The organism is Embleya sp. NPDC050493 (assembly GCF_044458105.1).
Taxonomy (GTDB): Bacteria; Actinomycetota; Actinomycetes; order Streptomycetales; family Streptomycetaceae; genus Embleya.
In genome coordinates, this window is the sequence record NZ_JBITHP010000003.1 from 69,239 (window position 1) to 92,634 (window position 23,396).

The window sequence follows — 23,396 nt, forward strand, 5'->3', positions numbered from 1 at the left end:
CGACCTGCTCGTCGCCGCCGGCGATTCCGGGCACCGGTTCACTCGCTCCCCTGGAGGACAACCGAGGAGAACCTCGCGGGCCGAGCGATCGATCGCGGTCTCGGCAACGAGTACCGGTCCGACCCGCGCGGCCGACGGTCGGCTCCGGAAGTCGCCCTGCCCCCATGCCCGTTGCCACCGGCCGCCGATATCCCGACCGGCACCGGCCGGCACCGAGCTGCACCGGTCGAGAAGGAAAGCCCGCACGAATCGGCGGCAATGCGCCGTGGGCGCCTCCACCCGGGACGGCGGGTGGATGACCTCGATGCGGATGCCTCATGTCTGCGTAGGCGGCTTCGAGGGGCTCCACGGAGCAATTCCGGGCCGTGCCGGGGTCCCTTTTTTCAGGGCCCGCAGCTCCGAGCAAGAAAATCCCCAGACGGCGATCCAACGAGTTTTCATGCTTCATACGTAGGGGGGATCAACTCCGGCGCTACACGGCCTTCACAGAGGCACCTGAAGCCCTTTTAGCCACGCCTGCATTGCACGCATCGGGTGTGCTAAACCTGGTTCTCGGTTCTATGGTGAACCCGGCGGAACAGGACCCGGCCGGTGGGCCGATCCCGCGCCGACCTCCGTCCGATGTCATGCCGCTCCCGTCCACCGGGTGGGAGCGCGGTTCGTCGTGCCAGAAACGTGCAGAAAAGAGAGCGCCCCTGTGACCGATCCCGGCATTCCTTCCGACCTTTCGGCCGACACCACCGCAGCCGCGCACACCACGGGCAACGCGGGGGACGTGTCCTACACCGCCGGCCAGATCCAGGTCCTGGAGGGCCTGGATGCGGTCCGCAAGCGGCCTGGCATGTACGTCGGTTCCACCGGTGAGCGCGGTCTGCACCACCTGGTCTACGAGATCGTCGACAACTCGGTCGACGAGGCCCTCGCGGGGCACGCGGACCGCATCGACGTGACGATCCTGGCCGACGACGGGATCAAGGTCGTCGACAACGGGCGTGGCATCCCGGTGGACATCGTGCCGTCCCAGGGCAGGCCGGCCCTGGAGGTCGTCCTGACGGTGCTGCACGCGGGCGGCAAGTTCGGCGGCGGCGGCTACGCCGTCTCCGGCGGTCTGCACGGCGTGGGCATGTCGGTGGTCAACGCCCTGTCGACGCGGGTGGAGGCGGAGGTGCGCAACGGCGGGCACCGCTGGAGCCAGGAGTTCGAGAGGGGCGTGCCGACCGCCCCGCTCAAGCAGCACGAGGAGACCTCCGAGACCGGCACCTCGCTGACGTTCTGGGCCGACGGCGACATCTTCGAGACCATCGAGTATTCCTTCGAGACACTGTCGCGCCGCTTCCGGGAGATGGCCTTCCTCAACAAGGGCCTGACCCTGACGCTGACCGACGAGCGCGCATCCGCGAAGGCAACGGTGGGCGCCGACGACCCGGACGCGGACGTGTCCGAGCCGATGGCGCGGACGGTGACGTACTTCTACGAGGGCGGCATCGTCGACTTCGTGAAGTACCTGAACGCGCGCAAGGGCGAGCCCGTCCACCCGTCGATCATCTCGCTGGAGGCGGAGGACACCGCGCGCCTGCTGTCGGTGGAGGTCGCGATGCAATGGAACACCCGGTTCTCCGACAGCGTGTACTCCTTCGCGAACACGATCCACACGCACGAGGGCGGTACTCACGAAGAGGGCTTCCGCGCGGCGCTGACGGGCCTGGTCAACCGGTACGCGCGGGAGCGGAGGTTCCTGCGCGAGAAGGACGACAACCTCGCGGGTGAGGACATCCGCGAGGGTTTGACGGCGATCGTCTCGGTGAAGCTGGGTGAGCCGCAGTTCGAGGGTCAGACGAAGACCAAGCTGGGCAACACGTCGGCGAAGACCTTCGTGCAGAAGGTCGTGCACGAGCACCTCAACGACTGGTTCGACCGGAATCCGAACGAGGCAGCGGACATCATCCGGAAGTCGATCCAGGCGGCCACGGCGCGCGTCGCGGCCCGCAAGGCCCGTGAACTGACACGCCGCAAGGGTCTGCTGGAATCGGCTTCGCTGCCCGGCAAACTGTCGGACTGTCAGTCGAACGACCCGACGAAGTGCGAGATCTTCATCGTCGAGGGCGACTCGGCCGGTGGTTCGGCCAAGTCCGGCCGTGACCCGATGTACCAGGCGATCCTGCCGATCCGCGGCAAGATCCTGAACGTCGAGAAGGCCAGGATCGACAAGATCCTGCAGAACACCGAGGTCCAGGCGCTCATCTCGGCCTTCGGCACCGGTGTGCACGAGGACTTCGACATCGAGAAGCTCCGCTATCACAAGATCATCCTGATGGCGGACGCCGACGTCGACGGTCGGCACATCAACACCCTGCTGCTGACCTTCCTGTTCCGCTTCATGCGTCCGCTGGTCGAGGCCGGTCACGTCTACCTGTCGCGGCCGCCGCTCTACAAGATCAAGTGGAGCCGGGACGACTTCGAGTACGCCTACTCCGACCGCGAGCGCGACGCACTCCTCACCCGCGGAACCGACGGCGGCAAGCGCCTGCGCGACGACACCATCCAGCGCTTCAAGGGCTTGGGTGAGATGAACGCCGAGGAACTGCGCATCACCACCATGGACGTGGACCACCGCGTACTCGGCCGGGTCACCCTGGACGACGCCGCGCAGGCCGACGACCTGTTCTCGGTACTGATGGGCGAGGACGTCGAAGCCCGCCGCTCCTTCATCCAACACAACGCCAAGGACATCCGCTTCCTCGACATCTGAGCCGGCCGCGATTGCGCCCTCCCGGTACGGGGCCCGCGGTGGCGGGCCCCGGCCGCGCCACCACCTGCTCGTCGTCGTCGAAGTCCTCGCGGTCCTCAAGCAGCGTCCTTCAAGCAGTACCGGAACTCGGCGGCACACCGCTGTGAGCCGCCGAGTTCCGGTACGCCTTTGCGAGTTCGTCCTCGTCGTTCACCACCCTGTACGCGGCAGTGACGGCCCGTCACTTTCGGGCGTCGAGGAGATGCCGGAGATCGGCATGCAGGTGGTCGAGTGCGCTGCGGTACAGCTGGGGTCCCACGGAGACTCGGGCCACACCGAGGGCACGGAGCTCGGCGAGCGACCCGCCTTTCAGCGGAAGGCCCCCGTTCACCGGCGCGTCGACCGCGGCGACGATGGCTCGGAGGTCGTCCGGCCCGGCTCCGGGTGGGAACACGCAGTCGGCGCCGGCCGACCGGTACGCCTTGGCCCTGCCGATCGCATCGGCACGCTTGCGATGCTCGGCCAGAGGCGAGGTGGGGAAGAAGGAGTCGATCCGGGCGTTGATGACCAGCGGCACCCCGATACGGTCGGCGGCTGCGCGCATCCGCGCGATATAGGTGGCACGGACGTCGACGTCGATCAGGCCGCCGTCGGCGTGATCGCTGTCCTCGATGTTGCAGCCGACGACTCCGATCCCGGTCAGCAGTTCGACCAGTTCCTCGGGCGCCATCCCGTAGCCGGCCTCGGCGTCGACGGTGACCGGCACATCGACGGAGGCTGCGATGCGTCGGGCAACGAACATCATCTCCGCGCTCGGAGCACCCTCACCGTCGTTGTAGCCCAGAGCGGCGGCGATCGCGTTGCTCGCGGTCGCGACCACCGGGAAGCCCGCGTCGACGACGGTGCGGGCGCTGCCCACGTCCCAGGCGTTGGGCAGCACCAGCGGAGCGCCCGGGACGTGCAGGGAGCGAAGCAGTTCGGCCTTGTCGGCCCGATCGCGCACAGCGACCTCAGTCGACAAGTGCGCCGGCGGACAGATTGGCGATCGTCCCGGTCATGGCGCCGGCTCGATCCGAGGCCAGGAACGCGGCCGTCTCCGCGATTTCGGAGAGCGTGGGCAGCCTCTTCAACAGCGTCCCCTCCACCATGCCCCCGCTTTCGAGCATTTCCTGAACCGACTGCCCCGCCGCCGCCGCGGTTCGCCCGAAGAGTTCCTCGGTGTAGGAACCCGCCGCCGGCGCATCGACGACAGCGTGCGGACGGATGCCGATCACCCGGATGTTGCCGGGTGCCAGCTCCGCGGCCAGTAGCCGCGAGAACGCCTCCTTGCCGGCGGCACTCACCCCGTGCCCCAGGATGCCGCCCACGGCCAGCTTGGCACCCGGCTCGGACAAGGTCAGGATGACGCCGGGACGCTTGTGACCCATGTGCCGTGCCACAGCCTTGCTGGTGATGAACAGCGACCGCAGAAAACCGTCGATCGGCCGCATGAACTCCTCCGCCGAGAGGTCCGCCAACAAAGTGCCCTGGTCGTGCATGACACTCACGGCGTTGAGGGCGATGTCGATACTCCCGGCCGTCGCCGCGACCGCGTCGGCGTGCGCTTCGACCGCCTGTTGATCGAAGACGTCGACCAGCGCGGTCTCGACCGTTCCGCCCGCGGCGGCGATGTCACGGGCCACGGCGTCGAGCTTGGCCTGTGTGCGTCCGGCGATGAAGACCCGCGCACCCTCCCGGGCGAATACCCGCGCGACGGCGCCGCCGATGGCGCCCCCGCCGCCATGGATCACAGCGTTCTTGTTCTCGAGCAGCAAGCCACTCATGGTGTCCTCCGGGTGATCGATGTTTCCGTGATGGCGCAGGCTCGGGCGTCACATCCGCCACCACCGCGAGTTCCGTCGCGACCGCAACTACGGGAGGCTTCGCGAGGCCCGGCGGCCGGTCGGTCGCCCTTTCGGTCCTTCGGTCCTTCGGTCCATAGGTCCTTAGGTCCTTCGGCCTGTCGTTCAGCCGGCCTGCCGGTCAGTCGTGTTTCCGACGCTCGATCTCTTCTGCGATGCGCTTGATGCGGTTCAGTCGCGCATCCCACGTCTTGCCGACTTCGTTCAATTGCCGGACGGCGCGGCCGAGTTGCGCCTCGTCGACCTCGTAGCGCCGCTCGCGGCCCATCGGTGTCGCGTGTACGAGGCCTGCGCGATCGAGCACGCCCAGGTGCTTGGTGACCGCTTGGCGCGAGATCGGGAGACGATCACTCAGGCCGGTCGGTGTGCCGACCCCCTCCGCGAGCAGCAGGTCGAGCAGGCGGCGCCTGATCGGGTCGCCGATCGCCGACCAGAGTTCGTCGTCGACGGCGGCGGTCATCGCGCCACCACGGAGGGGGCGTAGCCCTGCAGCCTGGGCAGGAACAGGTCCCAGCCGCGCTCGTGGTCGTGGAAGGCGTCCTCGAGCACAGCGGCCTCCCAGCCCCGCTCCCGCCAGCCGCTCTCGGTCAGGCGCAGAATCGTGCCGTCACCGGATGGCTCCAGCTCGAAGGTCACCAGGAGGGAGTTGCCCGCATCGGGCAGCTGATCGGCAGGGGCGACCCAGCGGAACGTGAACCTGTGCGGAGGATCCACATCGATCACCGTGATCGCTTCAACCGCGGCGCGATCGCCCCACACCAGTTCGCCGACCGCGCCCGGCACCGGCTCGAACGACGCGTCGTCGGACCACCACATCCTGATGTGCTCGGGACGACTCACCACATCGAACACGACCTCCGGTGCCGCGTCGATGCGAATCTCGCGCTCCAACTGTCCAAACTCCACTGCGGACCTCCAATAAGCAACCATCGGTTGCGCATTACCTTAATCGGCACACCGGCAATCCGCAACCTTATGTTGCGCAACGACGGTGCGGCCGACCCGGGCAAGCCCGGCCCGTCGTCCCTGCCCCTCCCCCTCCCCGACCCCGGGCGTCAAGCGCTCATGCCGCCGTCGACGCGGAGGACCGTGCCGGTGATGTAGGAGGAACGGTCGCTGAGGAGCCAGGCGGCGGCCTGGGCGATCTCCTCGGGCTCGGCGGCGCGGCCCAGCGGTGTCCGGGCGTTCAGGCGCTCGATGACGCCGGGGGAGTTGTCCTCCCACTCGCGCACCATCTCGGTGAGCGTGGTGCCGGGGGCGATGGCGTTGACCCGAATGCCCTCGGGGCCGTACGTGACGGCGGCCGACTCGGTCAGGCTGTTGACCGCTCGCTTCATCGCCCCGTAGGCGGGCAGTTCGGGATTGCCCCACAGGCTGCCGACGCTGGAGTTGTTGACGATCGCCCCGGTTCCGGCGGTGGCGCGGATCGCGGTGACCTCGGCGACCATGGCCAGCCAGGTGCCCTTGAGGTTCACCGTGTAGACGTGGTCGAAGTCCGCCTCCCGGACCTGGTCCATCGGGCCGGGCGGGGTGCCCGTCGCGCCGTTGTTGAAGGCGACGTCCAGCCGGCCGTACAGGTGCACGACACGGTCGACGGCGGCGCGCACGTCGTCCGCGTCCGCCAGGTCGCAGACCGTGTAGTCCGCGATGCCGCCCAGGGCCCGGATGTCCTCCGTGACCGCCTTGAGCCGGCTCTCCGTCCGCGCCGCGAGCAGCACCCGGGCGCCCTCCCGGGCGAACAGCCGGGCCGCGGCGGCGCCGATGCCGCTTCCGGCGCCGGTGACGAAGGCGACCTTGCCGGCCAGCAAACCGTCCCGGACGACGGCGGGGGTGGTGGTGTTCGGCGTGGGGGTGTTCGGTGTGGTGTCCATGGCGGCGAGCCTGCCGCCGCCGGTGATGCCCAGCCAGGCACAGGCGGTACCTGGCTGGGCATCGACGCCGCCGCGCACACTGGGGGAGTGGACAGACGAGAACTGGGCGAGTTCCTGCGCAGTCGGCGCGAGCGCATCACCCCCGCCGACGTGGGCCTGCCCGCCGGGGCGCGCCGGCGTACCCCGGGGCTGCGCCGTGAGGAGGCGGCGCAACTGGCGTTCATCTCGACGGAGTACTACACGCGACTGGAACAGGCCCGCGCGCCGCGCCCCTCGCGCGAGGTGTTGGCCGGACTGGCTCGGGCCCTGCGGCTGTCGGACGCCGAGCGCGATCACCTCCACCACCTCGCCGGCGCCCCGCCGGGTCCACCGTCCGGGCCCTCGCGGGAGGTACGGCAGAGCATCCTGGACCTGCTGCACCGCCTACCGCAGGCGGCCGCGCTGGTGATGTCCGCGACGTACGAGGTGATCGCCTGGAACGATCTGGCCGCGGCCCTGATGGAGGACTTCTCCGCCCTGTCCCGGCGCGACCGCAACCTGGTGCGCCGGGTCTTCCTGGGGCCGCACCCGCAGGATCGGCGGCTGTACGGCCTGTCCGACTCGGACGCCTTCGCGCGCACCGCGGCCCGGCACCTGCGCGCCACCGCCGCGCGCTACCCGGACGATCCGGAGGTGGCCGAGCTGGTACACGAACTCCTGTCCGGAAGCCGGGAGTTCGCCGAACTGTGGGCCTCGCACGACGTATGCGCCGAGCCCACCCTGTGCAAGACCCTTCAGCACCCGCTGGTGGGTCCGATCACCGTCGACTGCGATGTCCTGGACATCACCGACCGCGACCAGCGCGTGGTGATCTACACCGCGGCACCCGGTTCGCCCGCCGAGGAGGCGCTACGACTGCTGTCGGTCGTCGGCACCCAACGCCTGGACGTACCCGGCTGAACGAAGCCGCCGAACCGGGGCAACCGCCGAACGCGAACAAACCGGGCCCGCTCGCCGACCTGTCGATTCACCGGGTAGGCCCACCGGACATCCCAGCCGCGCGACCGCGACCCTCAAGTACGCCGACCGCAGAACCGAGCCGCCACCCACCCGCGAGGCCGCCCGCCCCGGGCCCGCACCTCGGCGGTGCCGCCCGCGCTGCCGCGCTTGGCCGGCCCGTCCCGGGAGCGTCGGCGCCGGCTCGCCTACACTCCGGTTGTGTCCGACCTCGCTTCCCCTCCCCCGCCCGGTGACGACGCACTCGATGCGGTCGGTGTGCTCGCCGATCCGGTACGCCGGGCCCTGTACCGCTACGTCGCCACGGCCCAGGGCCCCGTCGGGCGGGCGGAGGCGGCCGATGCGGTCGGGATCCAGCGCACGCTCGCGGCGTTCCACCTGGACAAGCTGGTCGAGGCACGACTGCTGAGTACCGAGTTCGCGCGGCCCGCGGGTCGGAGCGGCCCGGGCGCCGGTCGGCCGGCGAAGTTGTACCGGCGCAGCGCGGTCGAGACCACCGTGACGCTGCCGCCGCGGGCCTACGACACGGCCGGGCAGATCCTGGCGGACGCGGTCGAGCGAGCGGGCGCGGATCGGGCGGTACACGCGGCCGCGTACGACACCGGGCGGGACGCCGGGCGCACACTCGTCGGGCCGGGGCCGGGAACGGAGCAGGAGGGCGCGAACGAGCACGAACGGGAACGTGTGGTCGCGGCGCTGACGGCACGCGGGTACGAGCCGGTCCCGGATCCCGAGCAGGGGTGCGTCCCCACGGCGTCGGCGGCCGACGAGCCGGCGCACACCCCCTCCCGGATCCTGCTCCGCAACTGTCCCTTCCACCAACTGGCCGAGGATTTCCCGCCGCTGGTGTGCGGGATGAATCTGGCACTCCTCGAAGGGCTTCTCGACGGTCTGGAAACGAGCGCCTACCGGGCCCGGCTCGACTCGGTACCCGGACGCTGCTGCGTGGTCCTGGAGCGGGTGACGGAGGAGGTGGACGAGGTCGTGGACAAGGTGGCGGACGAGGTGCCGGACCAGGACCGACCGGCCGACTGAACCGCGCCGGCCGACCCCCTGCTCGTCGCCGGATCTCTAAAAACAATTCTCGTTGACATATAGCTCGGCACCTGGTGAGGTGATCCCATGCCCTCGACACACCACATCGCCCAATTCAACGTGGCACGCATGCTCGCCCCTCTGGACACCCCGACCATGGCCGACTTCGTCGCCGGCCTCGATCCGGTGAACGAACTCGCGGACCACGCTCCCGGCTTCGTCTGGCGGCTGAAAGGCGAGGACGAGGGGGTCGCCGACACGACCGACATCCGCCCGTACGACGCCGACACGATCGTGACCATGTCGGTCTGGGAGGACCCGGATCGGCTCTGGGATTTCGTCTACCGCAGCGGCCATCTGGAATACCTGCGCCGCCGCCAGGACTGGTTCGCACACATCGCCGAGATCTCGCAGGTCCTGTGGTGGCTCCCGGCCGGCACCGTCCCCACCTCCGCCGAAGGCCGGATCCGCCTGGACCATCTGCGCGAACACGGCCCGACCCCCTACGCCTTCACCTTCCGCAACCGCTTCCCGGCGCCGGCACCCGAGCGGGCACCCGAGCCGGCCGAAATCGCCTGACGAAGCGGGCGGCAGCCGGGCGACGGGCATGGCATGCGCTCACGCCACAATCCGGCGCGGAACGCGCGCGGATCGCGCCCCGATCGTGCCCGGATACATCCGAGCCGGCTCCGGGCGGGCCACACCCGGCCCACCTCCCGAGCGGAGGATCCCGGCCGGCACCATGACGCGGATGAACATCATCCCCGGGCGCGGCGTCGCGCTCGTCGAGGTCGGTGACGCCCGAGCGCGGGTCGAGGCCCGGATCGGCGAGCCGGTCCACGGGCCGGGCCGCTCCCGGGCCGTCTACCGCACCGATCCGACCCTGGTCATCTGCTATCTCCCGGACGACACCGTCGAGTTGGTCGAACTCGGCCACGGCGCCGGCACCCGTGCCGAGGTCCACCTCGACGGCGTGCAACTGACCTGGCGCTTCCTGGACGAGGTGGTCGCGGAGCTGACCGCTCTCGGCCACACCGGCACCGAAACCGACATCGGCTACGCCTTCCGGGCCGGATTCGCCATCTGGTCCATGGGTTCCCGCCAGGCCACCGACCTCGACCCCGAAGCGGACGAGGACGACGAACGAGCCGTCGTCGAAGGCGTATCCGTCGCCCCGTACTCCTACTTCACCGAGGACTGACCACCGAACTCCGCAAACGCGCACACGTTGCGGAAGGCAATCCCGCAACCCGACGACGCCGCACCGGCCGGCGCCGACAACCACCCTCCATCACCCGACCACCCGACCACCCGATCACAGGTCACCCGGTCACCCGGTCACAACCCGACCCGGCCCGGCTGCCACCGGACCAGCCCGCAACCCCCGACCATCAAGCCTGGTACAACTCATTGCGGCGATGGCGCGCCGCCGGAATCTCCACCGCGTCCGCCGCATCCAGGTCGAGCCCCCGCCCGGTCCGGTCGTTGACCAGCGCCCGCAGCATCGCGACACTCGCACGAAGTCGCGACCGTTCCCGCCGCTCGGCACGCGTCGCGGCTGCGGCGAGCGCGCCGTCGGAAGTGTTGTACCGCCCCCAGGCGTGGACATCCACTCGCCGGCAGATCCGCTGCGGGTGCGGACGCCGGCCCAGGCGCGCGGCTTCCGCCCGGACCCGGGCGCTGTAGCGCAGGTCGAAACGGACCACGGCGCGCCAAGGCGCCCCGGAGGCCCGATCGGAACCGGCTTCCCACCGGCGCGGGGTCGGGTGATGTGCGGTGCGAGACATGGAACTCCGTCGGGACACCGCCAGGTCTCTGCTCCTGGCGTACCTAACGAAACCCACACGGACCGACGGACCGGTCGCAGCCCACGCCTGTGCGCCTGCTCCCGACGTTCGCCACGCCCAGCACCCCCGCACGCCCGCAATTCGCGCCGGCTCATCATCATCGCCCGGCTCACTCAGCATGCCCGGGGCCGGCACGGTCCGGCAACCCATCGGGCCACCGGCGCGCCTCTCCCTCGCCACGTTTCGAGGGGGGACGGCCGGTTGTTCGCACGTCGGCGGCACCCCTCGACCGCGCCCCGGCCTACGGCAGTGTGATCACCACCTTGCCGAAGGGGCCGCCGGTGCGGAGGTGTTCGTAGGCCTTCGGGGTCTCGTCGAAGGCGAAGACACGGTCGATCACCGGGCGGATCCCGTGCTCGGCCAGCACGGTGTTGAGGTGCTCGAAGGTGGTTCGGTTGCCCACCGCGAGTCGCTGGACGCTGAAGAAGCGGCCGTTGAACAGGTTCGGGTCGAAGCCGGCTCCGTCCGAGGGGAAGGCCCCGACCAGGGAGATCTGCCCGTTGAAGCCGATCGACGCGATCGAGTTGGCGATGGTGGGCGCGCCGACCGCCTCCAGGATCACGTCGACGCCCCGACCGCCGGTGAGTTCGACCACCGCCGACGCCCAGTCGGGCGTGATCCGCCGGTCCACCACCTTCGCCGCGCCCAGTTCCACGAGCCGCGCGGCCTTGTCCGCGCCCGACGCGACCGCGATCACCCGCGCACCCGACGCCGCCGCCAACTGCACGCCGAACAGCGCCACCGCACCCGCGCCGACCACGAGCACGGTGTCCCCCGCGACCATCGGCCGCGGCCCGGTGGTCAACCCGGCCCAGGCCAGGACGGCCGCGCAGGGCAGCGTGGCCGCCTCCTCGTAGGACAGGTGCTCGGGAATCCGTACCACCGACTCCTCGTCGACGACCTGATATCCGGTCAGCATTCCGCCGAGATTGGCCCCGTACTGCTCACTCACCAGCGGGAGCGTCATCGGGCCGTCGATCCATCTCCGGAAGTAGGTGACCGCGACCCGGTCGCCGACGACGGCCCGCCGTACCCCCTCGCCCACCGCGACCACCTCGCCGGCGCCGTCGCTCAGCGGCACCACGCCCGGCGTCGCCGGGATGACGTACGTACCGTCGAGGATCATCAGGTCCCGCCGATTGAGCGAGGCCGCCCGCACCCGGATCAGCACTTCGTTCGGGCCCGGCCGAGGCACCTCCTCCTCCCGCCGGACCAGCCCGTCCAAGCCGTCCTGCGGCCGGTCCAGGTGGTAGCCGACCGCGGTCGTGCGCTGCTGCGTGTGCGCCATGAACTCGTCCTCTTCGTGGGTGCGTTCCCGTCGGGCGGGCTTGCGCCCCCGAACCGACCTGACGTGCGACGACGCCGATGAGCCGCCGTACTCGACCGCGCATCGTCCGCCGCGAACAGGACCCTACGAACGTCACGCGGCTGCGGAATCGGTAGCGCATCGGTAATTTCGCGACCGGCCGACCGGCCGACCGGCCCCGCACGCACCCGCGGCCGTGACGAGCCGGCCGCACACCCGAGCCGGCCCCACGCGGCGGGCGGCGGGGCAGTGGGGTGCCGGGATGTCGGAGGTCAGGGCGTCAGGGCCGCGTCCACCGCCTTGGTGTCCCAGTAGAACGGGCGAATCTCGGTGATCAGGCCGTCCCGGACGGTGATCATCTGCATCACCCAGGTGTCCAGGACCCGGCCGGTGGCACGCGCGGTCAACAGACCCCGGTTGAGGATCGCCACCGACTCGCCGTCGACGGCGAAGCGCTGTTCGAGGAACTCCATCTCCCGCCACGCCTCGCTCATCGCGGCCATGAAGTCCTCGATCCCGCTCGGACCGTAGCGAGGACCGCCGTAGGGGAGACCCGGCGACTGGTACATGACCACGTCCGGCGCGAGACACGCGGCAAGCGCCTCGAAGCTCGCCTTGCCACGCCCGCCGCCCGCGATGTAGGCGGCCTCGGCCGCAAAGAACGTTTCCAGGACCGCAAGCGCGGCGCGCTCGGGGGCGGGGGTGGGGGTGGGGGGCAGCATCGGCTCACGCGCGGTCTCGGTCGCCCCTGTCGGGGCTTTGCTCTCGAAACTCATGAATCCATCGTGACGACCCGGCCCACCCACCCGCCGGCGGCAATCGGCCGTCGCGCTCCCCTCCCACCCCACCCACGAAACGCCCGCAACCGGGCCACCCGGCCCGGATGCGCGTCGACGGGCCGCCTCATACCGCACCCCGCGCTGCGGCCGACCGAGCCAGGGCGGTGCGCGGCAGGGTTTGCGGTGGTGTGTCCGGCGTCACAGGGAACCTTTTCCGGCCCCGCGTCCTCTTCCCGGCGACCGGCTGACAGCTCGTCAGCCCCGAGAGGGGACCGTGCCGTGCACACCACCACCGGATCCACCGGAGTCACCGAACCCGCCGGAGCCAACGGGCCCGGCCGAGCCGCCGGACCCGAGCGAAGGGCCATGCCGACCACCGACACATCCACCGCCGCCGGCAAGCGGGCCGGTACGGCGGTCGCCGCACTGCTCACCGCCGATGCCCTCCTGCACGCGTTCTGGGCGACCGGCTCGACCTGGCCCGCCGGCAGTACCGAAGCGCTCTCGCAGGGGCTGCTCAACGCCGACGTCCCGTTCACCCCACGCGTCCTGCTGCCGCTCTGCGCGCTGCTCGGCACCGGCGCCGTCGGCGTGTACGCGCACAGCCGCGGTCGAGGCGGCCGGATCAGCGCGCTGATCACCGCGGCGGTGGCCGCCGGACTCGCGATCCGGAGTACGGCCGGACTGGTCTGGGCGGTGGGCATCGGGAGCGACCCCGGCAGTACGTTCCATCGCCTCAACCTGGCCGTCTACACGCCGGTTTGCCTGGCATTCGGCTACGCGGCCGCACGACTCGCCCTGACCGGATTCCGCCGCACGCGGAGCCGACTGCCCCGGACCCGGGCCACCGGGAGATGATCACCACCGTGCCGGATCGTCGAACCGAAGACCGAACCCGAGAAGTCCGAGGCCGAGTCGAAGACCGAGTCGGAAGCCGAGCCGCGGACCGAACCGAGAAGCCGGCCGAAATCCACGCCGCGCACGCCGCGCAAATCGGGGACGGCGCCCACGTCGAGGACGCCGCCCACGTCGGGGACGCCGCGCACATCGGGGACGTCGCCCACGTCGGGGACGTCGCCCAGGTCAGAGACGGCGCGGCCGACCGCCGTACGCGCGGGATCGCCCTCGCCCGCGTCGCCCGTCGCGGCGACACCCTCGCGATGAGCGACCTGCTCGACCATCTGATCCCCTACGTCGCCACCATCTGCGGTCCGATCGCCCTCGACGCCCGCCAGGACGCGGTCCAGGAAACGCTGGTCGTGGTCTTCCGCGCGCTGCGCACACTCGAGGAACCGGAGGCGCTGTACGGCTGGGTGCGCGCGATCGCGGTCCGCGAGGCGATCCGGATCGCCCGCCGGGCGGTACGCGACACCCCGGTCGAATCCACCGAACTGCCCGCCCCCGGCGACCCGCAACTGGCCGCCGACATCGACGACGTACTGGCCAGGCTGTCGCCCGAGCACCGCGCCGTACTGGTTCTGCGCGACATCGAGGGCCTGGACGAACAGACCGCCGCCGAGCTGCTCGGCGTCCCCGAAGGCACCGTCAAGTCCCGGCTGCATCGCGCCCGGGCGGGATTCCGAAGGATGTGGACGGCATGACCGAGCCACTCGACCCCGGCACCGTCGGATCGGGCGGCGTCGAACCCACCCGAGTCGCACCGGCGGGCATCGAACCCACCGACGTCGCGCCCGTTCGCGTCGAACCCACCGGCGGCGAGCCCGTTCGGCTCGAACCGGCTCACCTCGAATCCATTCGCCCCGAGCCCGTTCGCGTGGACGCCGTGGCCCGACTGCGGACGTTGACCGCCGCGATCCCGGGCGCTCGGGTCGTCGAGGGCGTGGTGCCCGCGCCGTTCGCCGACGTCTGGGCGGTGATGGGCGACCTGGAGCAGGGCTTCGGTCGGTTCCAGCCGGACATGCGTCACGTCCGGGTGTCCCGGCGCGACGGCGATCGCGTCGAGGCCTACGCGCGCAGCCGCTACGGCATGCGGGCCCGTTTCGACGGCATCCTGCGCCCGGGATGGTGCTGGTTGCAGAGCCGATTCGTGATCATCGGCATGGCCGCGGTCGCCGAGCACGACACGACCCGGGTCGCCCTCACCGGCGGTGTCCGGGTACCGGGTCGAGCCGCCATCGTGCCGATCGGCACCGAACGCGAACTACGCCTGGCCCTGGCCCGATTGCACACGGCGGTGGGCAACGCCTGAACCGGCCGCCCCCTGCCGGCGCCGGAGCGGGCGCAAGCAGGAGCGGAGCGCGGCATTTGGTCAGCCGCGCAGCGTCGCGGCGGCCTTGTAGGTGCGCAGGACCGGTGCGGTCTCGATGCGGGTGATGGCATCGAGGGCGACGCGACGTGTCAGGTAGTGGTGCAGGGCCTCCGCGTCGCGGCACAGGGCGTGGGCGACCAGGTTGGTGGGGCCGGTGGTGGCGGCGACGACGGCGAGTTCTTCGTGGCCGGCCAACACGGTGGCGACATCGTCGAGGCGGCTGGGAGCAACCTGCATCCACAGCAGCGCGGACACGGTGGCGCCCAGAAGGGCGGGTTCGATGTCGACGTCGAAGAACAGCGCGCCGCACGAACGCAGTCGAGTAAGCCGACGGGTGACCGTGGAGGGCGTGGAACCGGTCGCGGCGGCCAGATCCGCGTAGCCGGCCCGGCCGTCCTCGCGCAGCGCGGCCAGCAGGCGCAGGTCGGCGTCGGTGAGCGGGTCCGGATCGTCCCTCTCCACGTCGGCGGCCGGCGCGTCCTGGGCGCGCAGCCGGGCCTCCTGTTCGGGGGTGAGCGCGCCGAGCCGGCCGCGCCACGCGGTGGGCCCGCCCAGGTAGGTGTGCAGCAGGTAGTGCGCGGAGACCGCGGTGACCCCGGCGGTGCGCGGGATGTCGCGCAGCAGGAGGGAATGGGCGTCCGGGCCGCTGGGCGCGGTGTGGATGATCGCGACGATCTCGGTGCCACCGGAGGTCAGCCGAACCCACGAGCTGTCCGGGCGGCGGGCCAACGCAACCGCGATGTCGTGGGCGGTACGGGTGGCGGCGGTCAGACGAACGAACCACTGGTGCGCGCGGATGCCGCGCGGGGTCGGCAGGGCGACCACACGCAAGCCGCCTTGGGCGTGCAGGCGGCGGTAGCGGCGCACCACGGTCTGGGTCGAGGAGCCGAGGACCTCGGCGATGAGGGTGAACGGGGCGCGGGCGTCCACGTGCAGGGCATGGATCAGGCCGCGATCGAGATCGTCGAGTTCGAGCATATCCCGCAAAATAGCCGACCCTCATGGATGTAATCGCCCATCCGATCATGGGAAGTGGAACCGGAAGACGAAACCCGATCAAGGTGGGGTCGAGCCGCACATCGGGACGACAACCCGGGAAGCCGCGGACCCGCGCACGACACCGATCACGGGGACCCATGACCGAGCACGCCACCGAGCCCACCAAGAAGCACTCCACCGAGCCCTCCCCCGCGCCCACCGACACACGGGCCACCACCACCATCACCCCCACCGCCCACGACACCCCGGTCGCTCCGCCCGACCGGTCGACCCCCGTCGCGTACCGCCGGCGGTGGACCGCCCTGATCGCGCTGCTCACCGCCGAGGCCATGAACCTCCTCGACGCCACCATCGTCCAGGTCGCCGGCCCCGTCATCCACGCCGAACTCGGCGGCCCCGCCGCTGCGATCCCCTGGTACAGCGCCGCCTACACCCTCGCCTTCGCCCTCGGCCTCCTCACCGCCGCCCGCCTCGGCGACATCGCCGGCCGCCGCCGGATCTTCCGGATCGGCGTCACCCTGTTCGCCCTCACCTCACTGGCCTGCGCGTTCGCCCCAACCGCCGGCACCCTCATCGGCCTGCGCGCGGCACAGGGTGCCGCCGCCGCCCTGATCATCCCTCAGACGTTCGGACTGATCCGCGCCATGTTCGACGGCGACGAACTGTCCAAGGCGCTGGGCACCATAGGCCCGGTCATGGGCCTGTCCGCGGTTCTCGGCCCGGTCCTGGGCGGCGTGCTCACCCACGCCGACCTGTTCGGCACCTCGTGGCGCGCGGTGTTCCTGGTCAACCTGCCGCTCGCGGCCGCCGTCCTGGCCCTCTCCCCGAACCTGCGCGAGGACCGCGCCCCCGTACGCCCTCGCCTCGACCCGACCGGCACCGCCCTGGCCATGGTCGGCACCGCACTGCTGGTGTGCCCGCTCACCGCCGGCACCGGCGCGCCGAGTGCACGCGCGTGGGCCGTCGCCGCGTTCGGCGCACTCGTCCTGCTCGCGTTCACCGCCCACCAGCGCCGCGCGGCCGCCGCCGGCCGCACCCCACTGGTCGAGCCGTCCCTGCTGCGCGGTCGTACCTTCCCCGCCGCACTGGCCACCTCCACCCTGTTCTTCGCCGTACTGAACGGCGTGATGATCACCGTGGTACTGCACCTGGAACTGGGCCTGGGCAACGGTCCGCTCAGCGCCGGCCTCACCCTGCTGCCGTGGTCCGCCGGCCTGGCCGTCGCCTCCTGGGCCGCGGGCAGCCACCTCGTCCCCCGCTACGGCACCCGCGTCCTGCACGCCGGCATCGCCACCCTCGGCGCCGGCCTGGCCGCCGCGGCTCTCGCCTATCGGGCCGCGCCCACCGGCCACTACCCGCTGGGGCTGCCGTTCGCCCTCGCCCTGGCCGGCCTCGGCGTGGGCCTGTTCACGGCGCCGTTCTTCACCGCCGCGCTGCGCCACGTCTCGCCCCAGGAGAGCGGCTCGGCGGCGGGGCTCCTCAACGCCGTCCAGCAACTCGGCGGCACGCTCGGCGTCGCCATCGTCGGCGGCGTCTACCTGACCGGCAACGCCTCCGGGCAGGCCGCGGGCCCGAGCGCGCAGAGTGCCCTGGCGACGGCCGGAGCACTGCTCGCCGCGACCGTACCGGCCGCCTGGGCGATGACCGCCCGCCGGCTACGCGACAGCTGATACCGAACAGGATCCGGTCCCGCTCGCGCACCGACCCGCCCCGGCGGCAAGCACCGCCTCATTCGCTCCTCACGGTGATCACCCGCATCTGGGGTGACCAGCCGCCGGCCCAGACCCTCCTCGGCGTCGCTGCGCCGGCCCTTCCCGACATGCTCTTCGAGGTCGACGCGCTAGCGGTCCGCCCGAAGCCCCGTCCCAAGCCGATGACCCCGCCCGGCTGAGTCCAATCGGAAACGAGTCCAATCGGCCGACGAGTCCAATTGGACTCGTCGGCCAAGGCCCGCCGCGTGGACCGATACCTCCGGACCTCCGGACCTCCGGTACTACCGGTCCACGCGTCATAAGCCGACCAAGAGGCCAGGGGCAACAGACCCGACTGCGGCCCTCAGCCCTTGCCGAAGAGCGCCGCGGGGAACGCGCCGGCCGCCCGGAGCATTCCGGTGAAGCCGCCGGCCAACTCGGTCAGGCGCGCGGTGGCGGCCGGGCCGAGGTGGTCGTACGGGGCGGCGTCGAGGCGGTCGGTGAGCGCCTCGACCTCACCGCGCAGGGCCGACCCCGCGTCCGTGATCTCCCCCGCCTCGTCCAGCAGGCCGCGCTCGCACAACCGGCCCCGGGCGGCGGCCCACTGCTCCGCGGACCATCCGCGGGTCTGTTTGAACACGGCCGACTTCACCGTCGTACCGGTGGCGTTGTGCAGGACGAGGGCCTCGATCCCGGACAGGCCCGCCACCGTCAGGGCGGCGAGGTGACCGTCCCCCCGGTGCTCGCGCAGCAGCGTCGCGGCGTGCCACAGGGCCAGGTGCGGTTCCTCGGGCACGGACAGACTCGCGTTGGCGGCGTACAGCGGCCGCGCCTCGCGGCGGCCCGCCTCCGTGGCGCGCAGTGCCAGTCCGGCAGCCTCGGCCATCTCCTTCGAGGCCAGGGCCTCCTTTCCGAGCAGCCGCCGCAGCGTCGCGTCCACGCCGCGCAGCCGGGCCGCGAGCACCGCCTCCGGCGTGGTGACGGCCCATGCGGCGGGGATGTACCGGGCCACGTGCTCGTGGTTGAAGTTGTAGAACGTGGCCGTGACGGTGCCCGCGCCGACCGCCCCGAGCGGGGCCGCGCGGCCCGCGAGGTAGGCCATCGTCCCGCGCTCCAACCCGAGCACCGCCAACGCGTCCTCCCGCTCCGGCGCGAAGTACACGCACGTGTGCAGGGGATTGAGCACGTTGTGACAGAGGCGGCCCACGCTCGCCTCGGACGACGTCGCGCCACCGAAAGCCGCACCGCCGGATGAAGTTGCACCGTCGGACGCAGCCGCGTCGTCGAACGAAGGCGCGTCGCCGAAGCCGCCGCGCATCGAGTGCCCCGCCCTCATTCGCCCGCCGCCCATGGCACCAGGATCGCGCGGGCGAGCGTGTGCCCGCCGATGAAGAAGCCGAGGGCGGCCGGGGTCGACTCCGGGGTGATGCCCAGAGCGGTCACGGACGGTATGTCCAGAGCGGTGACGGCGATGTAGTAGCGGTGCCTGCCGGTCCCCGGCGGCGGCGCGGCGCCGACGTAGGCGGTCGCGCGCACGTCGTTCGCGACATGGAAGGCGCCGTCCGGCAACCCGCCACCGCCGGGCGCGCCCGCACCTGCGTCGAGGGACGTCACGTCGGCGGCGATGTCGGCCACCGCCCAGTGCCAGAAGCCGGAGGGGGTCGGTGCGTCCGGGTCGTACATCGTGACGACGAAGCTGCGGGTGGCAGCCGGGAAGCCGCTCCAGGACAGCTGCGGCGAGCGGTCCTCGGCGCCGGTCGCGCCACTCATGGCGGCGAACTGCGCCGGCGACAGCGGCGCGCCGTCGGCGGCATCGGAGCTCGTGACCGCGAACTCGGGAACGGCGGGCAGGGTGTCGTAAGGGCCGGCCATCGGGATCTCCCATCATCGGTGCCAGGCGGTTCCTGACTTTCAATAGTCAATCACACTTTTAAAAGTTTCACCATCTGTCGAATGTTGTAGGATCCGTCCGTGGCGAGAGAAGCCGGGCAGCAGACCCGCAGCGAGGCGGTGCACGACCGCATCCGGGCCGACATCCTGGGCGGCCGACTCCGGCCCGGCGCGCGGCTCAAGTTCCCCGAGCTCAGCGAGCGCTACGGGGTGAGCACCGGCGCCGTACGCGAAGCCCTGCTCAAACTGGTCGCCAAGAACCTGGTCCGCTCCGAGGCCCACCACGGTTTCCGGGTCACCGACGTCACCCCTCGCGGACTGGCCGACCTGACCGACGCCCGCACCGAGATCGAGTCACTCGCCCTGAGTCGCGCCATCGCCGAGGGCGACCTGGCATGGCAGGCCCAAGTGCTGGCCGCCCACCACACCTTCGAGCAGACCCCACGCGGCGACGGCGACCAGCCGGGCGAGGACTGGCTGATCGCCCACGCCGACTTCCACACCGCTCTCCTGGCCGGCTGCGCCAACCCCCGGCTGCGCAACCTGGCCGCCTCCCTGCGCGAGGAGGCCGAGCTGTACCGGCGCTGGAGCCGGCCCACTCCGGCGGACGCGCGGCGCTGGACCGACCGGGCGGTCGACGAAGTACACCGCGACCTGCTCGACGCGGTCATGGCCCGCGACAACGAGCGGGCCGATGCCGTCCTGCGCCGCATGATGGCCGGCACGTCAGGCATGGTCCTGGAGACCGAACCGCACGAGTGACGCCACTCGACCGAGACGGCGGCCGGGCCACCGCACCCTCTCTCGAGCCCGCAGCCGCGGCTGCCCGAGCGGGCGAGTTGCACGCGGGCCGTCAGTGCGGCGAGGCGTCCAGGTAGGTGAGGACGGCAAGCACGCGGCGGTGACCGGCGTCGCCGGCGGCCAGGCCCAGCTTGGCGAAGATGTGCCCGATGTGCTTGTGCACCGCGTTGTCCGACACCCGCAGACGTGCGGCGATGGTCAGGTTGTCGAGGCCCTCGGCCATCAGACCCAGGACTTCCCGCTCCCGTGTGGTCAGCGTCGTCAGCGGATCGTCCCGCCGGCGGACGACCTGCGCGATGACCTCGGCGTCGAGTGCCATGCCACCCGCCGCGACCTTGCGGAGCGCGTCGATGAACTCGGCGACCCGGCCGACCCGGTCCTTCAACAGGTAGCCGACGCCGTGGTGACCGGTGGACAGCAGCTCCGTCGCGTACGTCTGCTCGATGTACTGCGACAACACCAGGATGGGGAAGCCCGCCCGTCGTCGCCGGAGCGCAATCGCCGCCTGCAGGCCCTCGTCGCGGTACGACGGCGGCAGCCGCACATCGACGATGGCCGCCTGTGGATCGTGTTCTTCCACCGCCGCGAGCAGGTCGTCGGCCGTCTCGGCGACCCGGGCGACCTCGAAGCCGTGCTTGGCCAGGATGAGCTGTAGACCCTCCGCGAGCAGCACGTTGTCCTCGGCGATCACCAGCCGCACGGCAACTCCACCGTGATGGCCGTGGGGCCGCCGGCCGGACTGTCCACCGTGACCTCGCCGTCGAGCGCCTCCACCCGACGGCGTATCCCGGCCAGCCCGGTGCCCCGCGCCTCGTCGGCGCCGCCTGTCCCGTCGTCGGTGATCCGAATCCGCAGCCGGCCGCCCTCGCGTTCGACCGCGACCGTGGCGGCGGACGCCCCACTGTGCTTGGCCGCATTGGTGAGTGCCTCGACGACCGTGAAGTAGGCGACCGTTTCCACCGCGGCGGGGACATCGCCCAGCTCGCCCATGTCGAGCCGGGCAGGCACGCCCGAACGCCCGGCGACCGCGGTCAACGCCCCGGGCAGCCCCCGGTCGGCGAGGATCGGCGGGTAGATCGTGCGAATCACGTTGCGGAGTTCGGCCAGCGCGGCCTCGGCGCTCGCGTGTGCGCGTTCGATCAAGCTCTCGGCCGTGTGCGGTTCCTCGCGCACCGCTTGGCGCGCCAGGGCGAGTTGCATCGTCATCGCGACGAGCCTACCTTGCGTGCCGTCGTGCAAGTCCCGCTCTATTCTGCGGAGTTCGGCGCCATGCGCGTCGAGGACATCGGCTCGTGTCCGGGTCAGCGTGGCCATCCGGCGGGCCAACCGCTCCGCCCGTGACGGTGCGAGGAGACGAGTCTGGGCACGTGCGAGCGGCGGCAGCAGCAGGCACAGCACAGCACCGAGGCCGGCGACCTGAACGATGCCGAACGACAGTGCGTCACCCCAGTCGTCGACCGGCACGTCGAACCACAACCGCGGGCGGTCGGCAGGCGGAAACGCCCACCAGGCGGTCGTACCGACCACGCCGACGACGATGTTGCCGACAACCAACAGCGCCAGGAGGCCCGCCGGTACGCCGGTCAACGCGTTGATCGCCAGCCAACGGCGCGTGGTCGGTGAGGAGTCACTCGGTACGCCGAGCCATCGCCGAGCCGCGGACCGCCGACGGTCCGCCCAGTCGCCCGCTGCCCCCGGGTGGAGGAGGAAGAGGAGACCACCGATCGCCGCGACCAGGTTGCCGAGCAGGTAGGCGCAGGCGCGCAACGCGTTCGCTCCATACATGACGGCCAGTATGCGAACAGGAGTACGACCCCGTAATACAGCCCGCTGTATCGAAATACCTCCAGCCTGCGGTATCGGTGCGCGTCCCGGCTCCGCCTAACTTTCCCGGCATGAGAAACCACCTTCACGCCGCTCCACTGAAGTCGACGACGAAGTGGGCGCTGACCTTGGCGCTGAGCACCGCCGCGGCCGCCGTCGTGATCGCTCCACCCGCCGCGGGGGCGAGGGCGGGCGCGGGGGCGGAGGCGGGCGCGGGGGCAAGGCCACCCTGCTCGCCGATCGCCAACGACAAGTCGGCCATCGGCAAGACGGTTGACGACACCACGGCCATCGGCGACACCGACACGCACGACCTCGCCAACGCCTTCGACCTACCCGACTACAGGCAGCTGCATCGCAATGCCGAGGCGGTATCGGCTCTGGGAATCCCGGCCGTTCAGGCGAGGGCGACGACGCGTCAGGCCACCTGCGCCGCGCGCGTCGGCGTCGCCGATGTGCGCACCGGACGTGCGATCCCCGCCGACGGCGCGTTCCGAATCGCCAGCACGTCCAAGGCCTTCACCGCAACCGTGGTTCTCCAACTCGTCGGCGAGGGTCGTCTGCAACTCGACGACCGGGTCGAACGATGGCTGCCCGGGGTCGTGGCCGGCCGCCCGATCACGATCCGCCAACTGCTCCAGCACACCGCGGGCCTGCAGGACGCCATCCCGACCTGGAACACGAAGGCGGAATACCTGGAGATGCGCTATCAGCGCTACTCCACGGAGGAGTTGGTGGCGCACGGGGTCGCCCTGCCGCAGCTCTTCGAGCCCGGCGAAGGCTGGGCCTACTCCAACACCGGCTACATGATCGCCGAACTGCTCATCGAACGCATCACCGGGCAGCCGTGGGACCGCGAGTTCGACCGCCGCATCTTCCGACCGCTGGGCATGCGACACACCTATTCGCCCGGAACCTCACCGGAGATCCGGCTGCCGCACGCCAAGCAGTACCAGCGCTTCGACGGCGAACTCGTCGACGTCACCTCCCAGATCCCCGCCTACGCGGCCGGCGGCATCGTCTCCACCACCCGCGATCTCGACACCTTCTTCCGGGCACTCCTCGGCGGACGCCTGCTGCGCCCCGCCGAATTGAGCGCGATGAAGACCACCCGGCCGGTCGGCCCCGAGATCGAACCGTTCTGGCCCGACGGCCGATACGGTCTCGGACTGGTCTCGCGTCCGCTGCCCGGCGGCGGACGCTACTGGGGTCACGACGGCGGCGATTCGGGCTCCATCGTGACCGTCGGCGTCACCGAGGACGGCCGACGAGGGGCGGTGGTCTCCATGAACTTCGCACTCGACGGGAGCATGCCCGAAACGCTCTCCCAGCAACGCGCTGCCGACAAGGTCGTCACCGACGCGCTCCGGCCACCCCACCAGGCGCTGTCCAGCGATTGACCCCCGACGATGGCAGGACCGCCTCGCCCATCGGAGCAGCAGCCCCGACCCCCGCGGCG

General features: G+C 71.2%; 25 protein-coding genes. 12 read left to right on the forward strand and 13 right to left on the reverse strand.

Annotated features, from left to right (window positions below):
- The first annotated feature begins 697 nt into the window (after nucleotides 1-697).
- Nucleotides 698-2,749, forward strand: a complete 2,052-nt coding sequence (gene gyrB / locus ACIBM5_RS07105) for a DNA topoisomerase (ATP-hydrolyzing) subunit B (RefSeq protein ID WP_396005808.1) — start codon at nucleotides 698-700, stop codon at nucleotides 2,747-2,749.
- A gap of 220 nt (nucleotides 2,750-2,969) precedes the next feature.
- On the opposite strand, the gene ACIBM5_RS07110 is transcribed toward gyrB, so the two are convergent.
- The 5 genes from ACIBM5_RS07110 to ACIBM5_RS07130 all read right to left on the reverse strand — a co-directional run bounded on the left by ACIBM5_RS07110 (nucleotide 2,970) and on the right by ACIBM5_RS07130 (nucleotide 6,500).
- Nucleotides 2,970-3,731 (reverse strand): isocitrate lyase/phosphoenolpyruvate mutase family protein, encoded by a 762-nt coding sequence (locus ACIBM5_RS07110; protein ID WP_396005810.1) that lies wholly within the window; start codon nucleotides 3,729-3,731, stop codon nucleotides 2,970-2,972.
- Nucleotides 3,732-3,738: 7 nt separating this feature from the next.
- A complete protein-coding gene (locus tag ACIBM5_RS07115) occupies nucleotides 3,739-4,551 on the reverse strand; it encodes an SDR family NAD(P)-dependent oxidoreductase (RefSeq protein ID WP_396005811.1) in 813 nt (270 codons plus the stop codon).
- A gap of 199 nt (nucleotides 4,552-4,750) precedes the next feature.
- Nucleotides 4,751-5,089 carry an ArsR/SmtB family transcription factor gene (locus tag ACIBM5_RS07120; RefSeq protein ID WP_396005813.1) on the reverse strand — a complete coding sequence of 113 codons (339 nt, stop codon included), beginning with the start codon at nucleotides 5,087-5,089 and terminating at the stop codon, nucleotides 4,751-4,753.
- Complete coding sequence (locus ACIBM5_RS07125) at nucleotides 5,086-5,535, reverse strand: SRPBCC domain-containing protein (protein WP_391584332.1); 450 nt, start codon at nucleotides 5,533-5,535, stop codon at nucleotides 5,086-5,088. Before ACIBM5_RS07125 ends, ACIBM5_RS07120 begins: the two co-directional genes overlap by 4 nt.
- 149 nt (nucleotides 5,536-5,684) lie before the next feature.
- Nucleotides 5,685-6,500, reverse strand: a complete 816-nt coding sequence (locus ACIBM5_RS07130; RefSeq protein ID WP_396005815.1) for an SDR family NAD(P)-dependent oxidoreductase — start codon at nucleotides 6,498-6,500, stop codon at nucleotides 5,685-5,687.
- Between the two features lie 87 nt (nucleotides 6,501-6,587).
- Here ACIBM5_RS07130 and ACIBM5_RS07135 point away from each other — a divergent pair, with 87 nt between their 5' ends.
- The 4 genes from ACIBM5_RS07135 to ACIBM5_RS07150 all read left to right on the forward strand — a co-directional run bounded on the left by ACIBM5_RS07135 (nucleotide 6,588) and on the right by ACIBM5_RS07150 (nucleotide 9,732).
- Entirely contained in the window at nucleotides 6,588-7,439 is an 852-nt protein-coding gene (locus ACIBM5_RS07135; protein ID WP_396005817.1) for a helix-turn-helix transcriptional regulator, read from the forward strand.
- Between the two features lie 258 nt (nucleotides 7,440-7,697).
- On the forward strand, nucleotides 7,698-8,531 hold the full coding sequence (locus tag ACIBM5_RS07140) for a helix-turn-helix transcriptional regulator (protein WP_396005819.1): 834 nt from the start codon (nucleotides 7,698-7,700) through the stop codon (nucleotides 8,529-8,531).
- Between the two features lie 87 nt (nucleotides 8,532-8,618).
- A complete protein-coding gene (locus ACIBM5_RS07145; RefSeq protein ID WP_396005821.1) occupies nucleotides 8,619-9,110 on the forward strand; it encodes a DUF3291 domain-containing protein in 492 nt (163 codons plus the stop codon).
- A 172-nt stretch (nucleotides 9,111-9,282) separates the two neighbouring features.
- Nucleotides 9,283-9,732, forward strand: a complete 450-nt coding sequence (locus ACIBM5_RS07150; RefSeq protein ID WP_396005823.1) for a hypothetical protein — start codon at nucleotides 9,283-9,285, stop codon at nucleotides 9,730-9,732.
- Nucleotides 9,733-9,922: 190 nt separating this feature from the next.
- On the opposite strand, the gene ACIBM5_RS07155 is transcribed toward ACIBM5_RS07150, so the two are convergent.
- From ACIBM5_RS07155 to ACIBM5_RS07165, 3 genes are all read right to left on the reverse strand, one after another.
- A complete protein-coding gene (locus ACIBM5_RS07155) occupies nucleotides 9,923-10,318 on the reverse strand; it encodes a hypothetical protein (protein WP_396005824.1) in 396 nt (131 codons plus the stop codon).
- 301 nt (nucleotides 10,319-10,619) lie between these two features.
- Complete coding sequence (locus ACIBM5_RS07160) at nucleotides 10,620-11,666, reverse strand: NAD(P)-dependent alcohol dehydrogenase (RefSeq protein WP_396005826.1); 1,047 nt, start codon at nucleotides 11,664-11,666, stop codon at nucleotides 10,620-10,622.
- A gap of 290 nt (nucleotides 11,667-11,956) precedes the next feature.
- A complete protein-coding gene (locus tag ACIBM5_RS07165) occupies nucleotides 11,957-12,460 on the reverse strand; it encodes a nuclear transport factor 2 family protein (protein WP_396005828.1) in 504 nt (167 codons plus the stop codon).
- A 369-nt stretch (nucleotides 12,461-12,829) separates the two neighbouring features.
- Here ACIBM5_RS07165 and ACIBM5_RS07170 point away from each other — a divergent pair, with 369 nt between their 5' ends.
- The 3 genes from ACIBM5_RS07170 to ACIBM5_RS07180 are packed head-to-tail and all read left to right on the forward strand — an operon-like array spanning nucleotide 12,830 to nucleotide 14,672.
- On the forward strand, nucleotides 12,830-13,321 hold the full coding sequence (locus tag ACIBM5_RS07170) for a DUF3995 domain-containing protein (RefSeq protein WP_396005829.1): 492 nt from the start codon (nucleotides 12,830-12,832) through the stop codon (nucleotides 13,319-13,321).
- 8 nt (nucleotides 13,322-13,329) lie between these two features.
- A complete protein-coding gene (locus tag ACIBM5_RS07175) occupies nucleotides 13,330-14,064 on the forward strand; it encodes an RNA polymerase sigma factor (protein ID WP_396005831.1) in 735 nt (244 codons plus the stop codon).
- Nucleotides 14,061-14,672, forward strand: coding sequence for a hypothetical protein (locus ACIBM5_RS07180; RefSeq protein ID WP_396005833.1), 612 nt, complete (start codon nucleotides 14,061-14,063; stop codon nucleotides 14,670-14,672). Before ACIBM5_RS07175 ends, ACIBM5_RS07180 begins: the two co-directional genes overlap by 4 nt.
- 60 nt (nucleotides 14,673-14,732) lie before the next feature.
- Here the strand turns inward: ACIBM5_RS07180 and ACIBM5_RS07185 are convergent, their stop codons facing one another.
- Entirely contained in the window at nucleotides 14,733-15,710 is a 978-nt protein-coding gene (locus ACIBM5_RS07185) for an Lrp/AsnC family transcriptional regulator (RefSeq protein ID WP_396005835.1), read from the reverse strand.
- 158 nt (nucleotides 15,711-15,868) lie between these two features.
- Here ACIBM5_RS07185 and ACIBM5_RS07190 point away from each other — a divergent pair, with 158 nt between their 5' ends.
- The gene (locus ACIBM5_RS07190; protein ID WP_396005837.1) at nucleotides 15,869-17,401 is read left to right on the forward strand and encodes an MFS transporter; all 1,533 of its coding nucleotides are present in this window, start codon (nucleotides 15,869-15,871) and stop codon (nucleotides 17,399-17,401) included.
- 74 nt (nucleotides 17,402-17,475) lie between these two features.
- Nucleotides 17,476-17,622 carry a hypothetical protein gene (locus tag ACIBM5_RS07195; RefSeq protein WP_396005838.1) on the forward strand — a complete coding sequence of 49 codons (147 nt, stop codon included), beginning with the start codon at nucleotides 17,476-17,478 and terminating at the stop codon, nucleotides 17,620-17,622.
- A 164-nt stretch (nucleotides 17,623-17,786) separates the two neighbouring features.
- Here ACIBM5_RS07195 and ACIBM5_RS07200 read toward each other — a convergent pair whose 3' ends face one another.
- Nucleotides 17,787-18,740: a hypothetical protein gene (locus ACIBM5_RS07200; protein WP_396006363.1), complete on the reverse strand. Its 954-nt coding sequence runs from the start codon at nucleotides 18,738-18,740 to the stop codon at nucleotides 17,787-17,789.
- Between the two features lie 14 nt (nucleotides 18,741-18,754).
- The gene (locus tag ACIBM5_RS07205; RefSeq protein WP_396005840.1) at nucleotides 18,755-19,294 is read right to left on the reverse strand and encodes a YbhB/YbcL family Raf kinase inhibitor-like protein; all 540 of its coding nucleotides are present in this window, start codon (nucleotides 19,292-19,294) and stop codon (nucleotides 18,755-18,757) included.
- Between the two features lie 99 nt (nucleotides 19,295-19,393).
- On the opposite strand from ACIBM5_RS07205, the gene ACIBM5_RS07210 reads away from it, so the two are divergent.
- Entirely contained in the window at nucleotides 19,394-20,074 is a 681-nt protein-coding gene (locus tag ACIBM5_RS07210; RefSeq protein ID WP_396005842.1) for a GntR family transcriptional regulator, read from the forward strand.
- Between the two features lie 91 nt (nucleotides 20,075-20,165).
- Here the strand turns inward: ACIBM5_RS07210 and ACIBM5_RS07215 are convergent, their stop codons facing one another.
- Both ACIBM5_RS07215 and ACIBM5_RS07220 read right to left on the reverse strand, forming a co-directional pair.
- Nucleotides 20,166-20,813: a response regulator gene (locus tag ACIBM5_RS07215; protein WP_391584316.1), complete on the reverse strand. Its 648-nt coding sequence runs from the start codon at nucleotides 20,811-20,813 to the stop codon at nucleotides 20,166-20,168.
- Nucleotides 20,801-21,898 (reverse strand): sensor histidine kinase, encoded by a 1,098-nt coding sequence (locus ACIBM5_RS07220; protein ID WP_396005843.1) that lies wholly within the window; start codon nucleotides 21,896-21,898, stop codon nucleotides 20,801-20,803. The genes ACIBM5_RS07215 and ACIBM5_RS07220 overlap by 13 nt, the downstream gene beginning before the upstream one ends.
- A 110-nt stretch (nucleotides 21,899-22,008) precedes the next feature.
- Between ACIBM5_RS07220 and ACIBM5_RS07225 the strand changes: the two genes are divergently transcribed.
- Nucleotides 22,009-23,337 (forward strand): serine hydrolase domain-containing protein, encoded by a 1,329-nt coding sequence (locus tag ACIBM5_RS07225; protein WP_396005844.1) that lies wholly within the window; start codon nucleotides 22,009-22,011, stop codon nucleotides 23,335-23,337.
- Nucleotides 23,338-23,396: the final 59 nt, after the last annotated feature.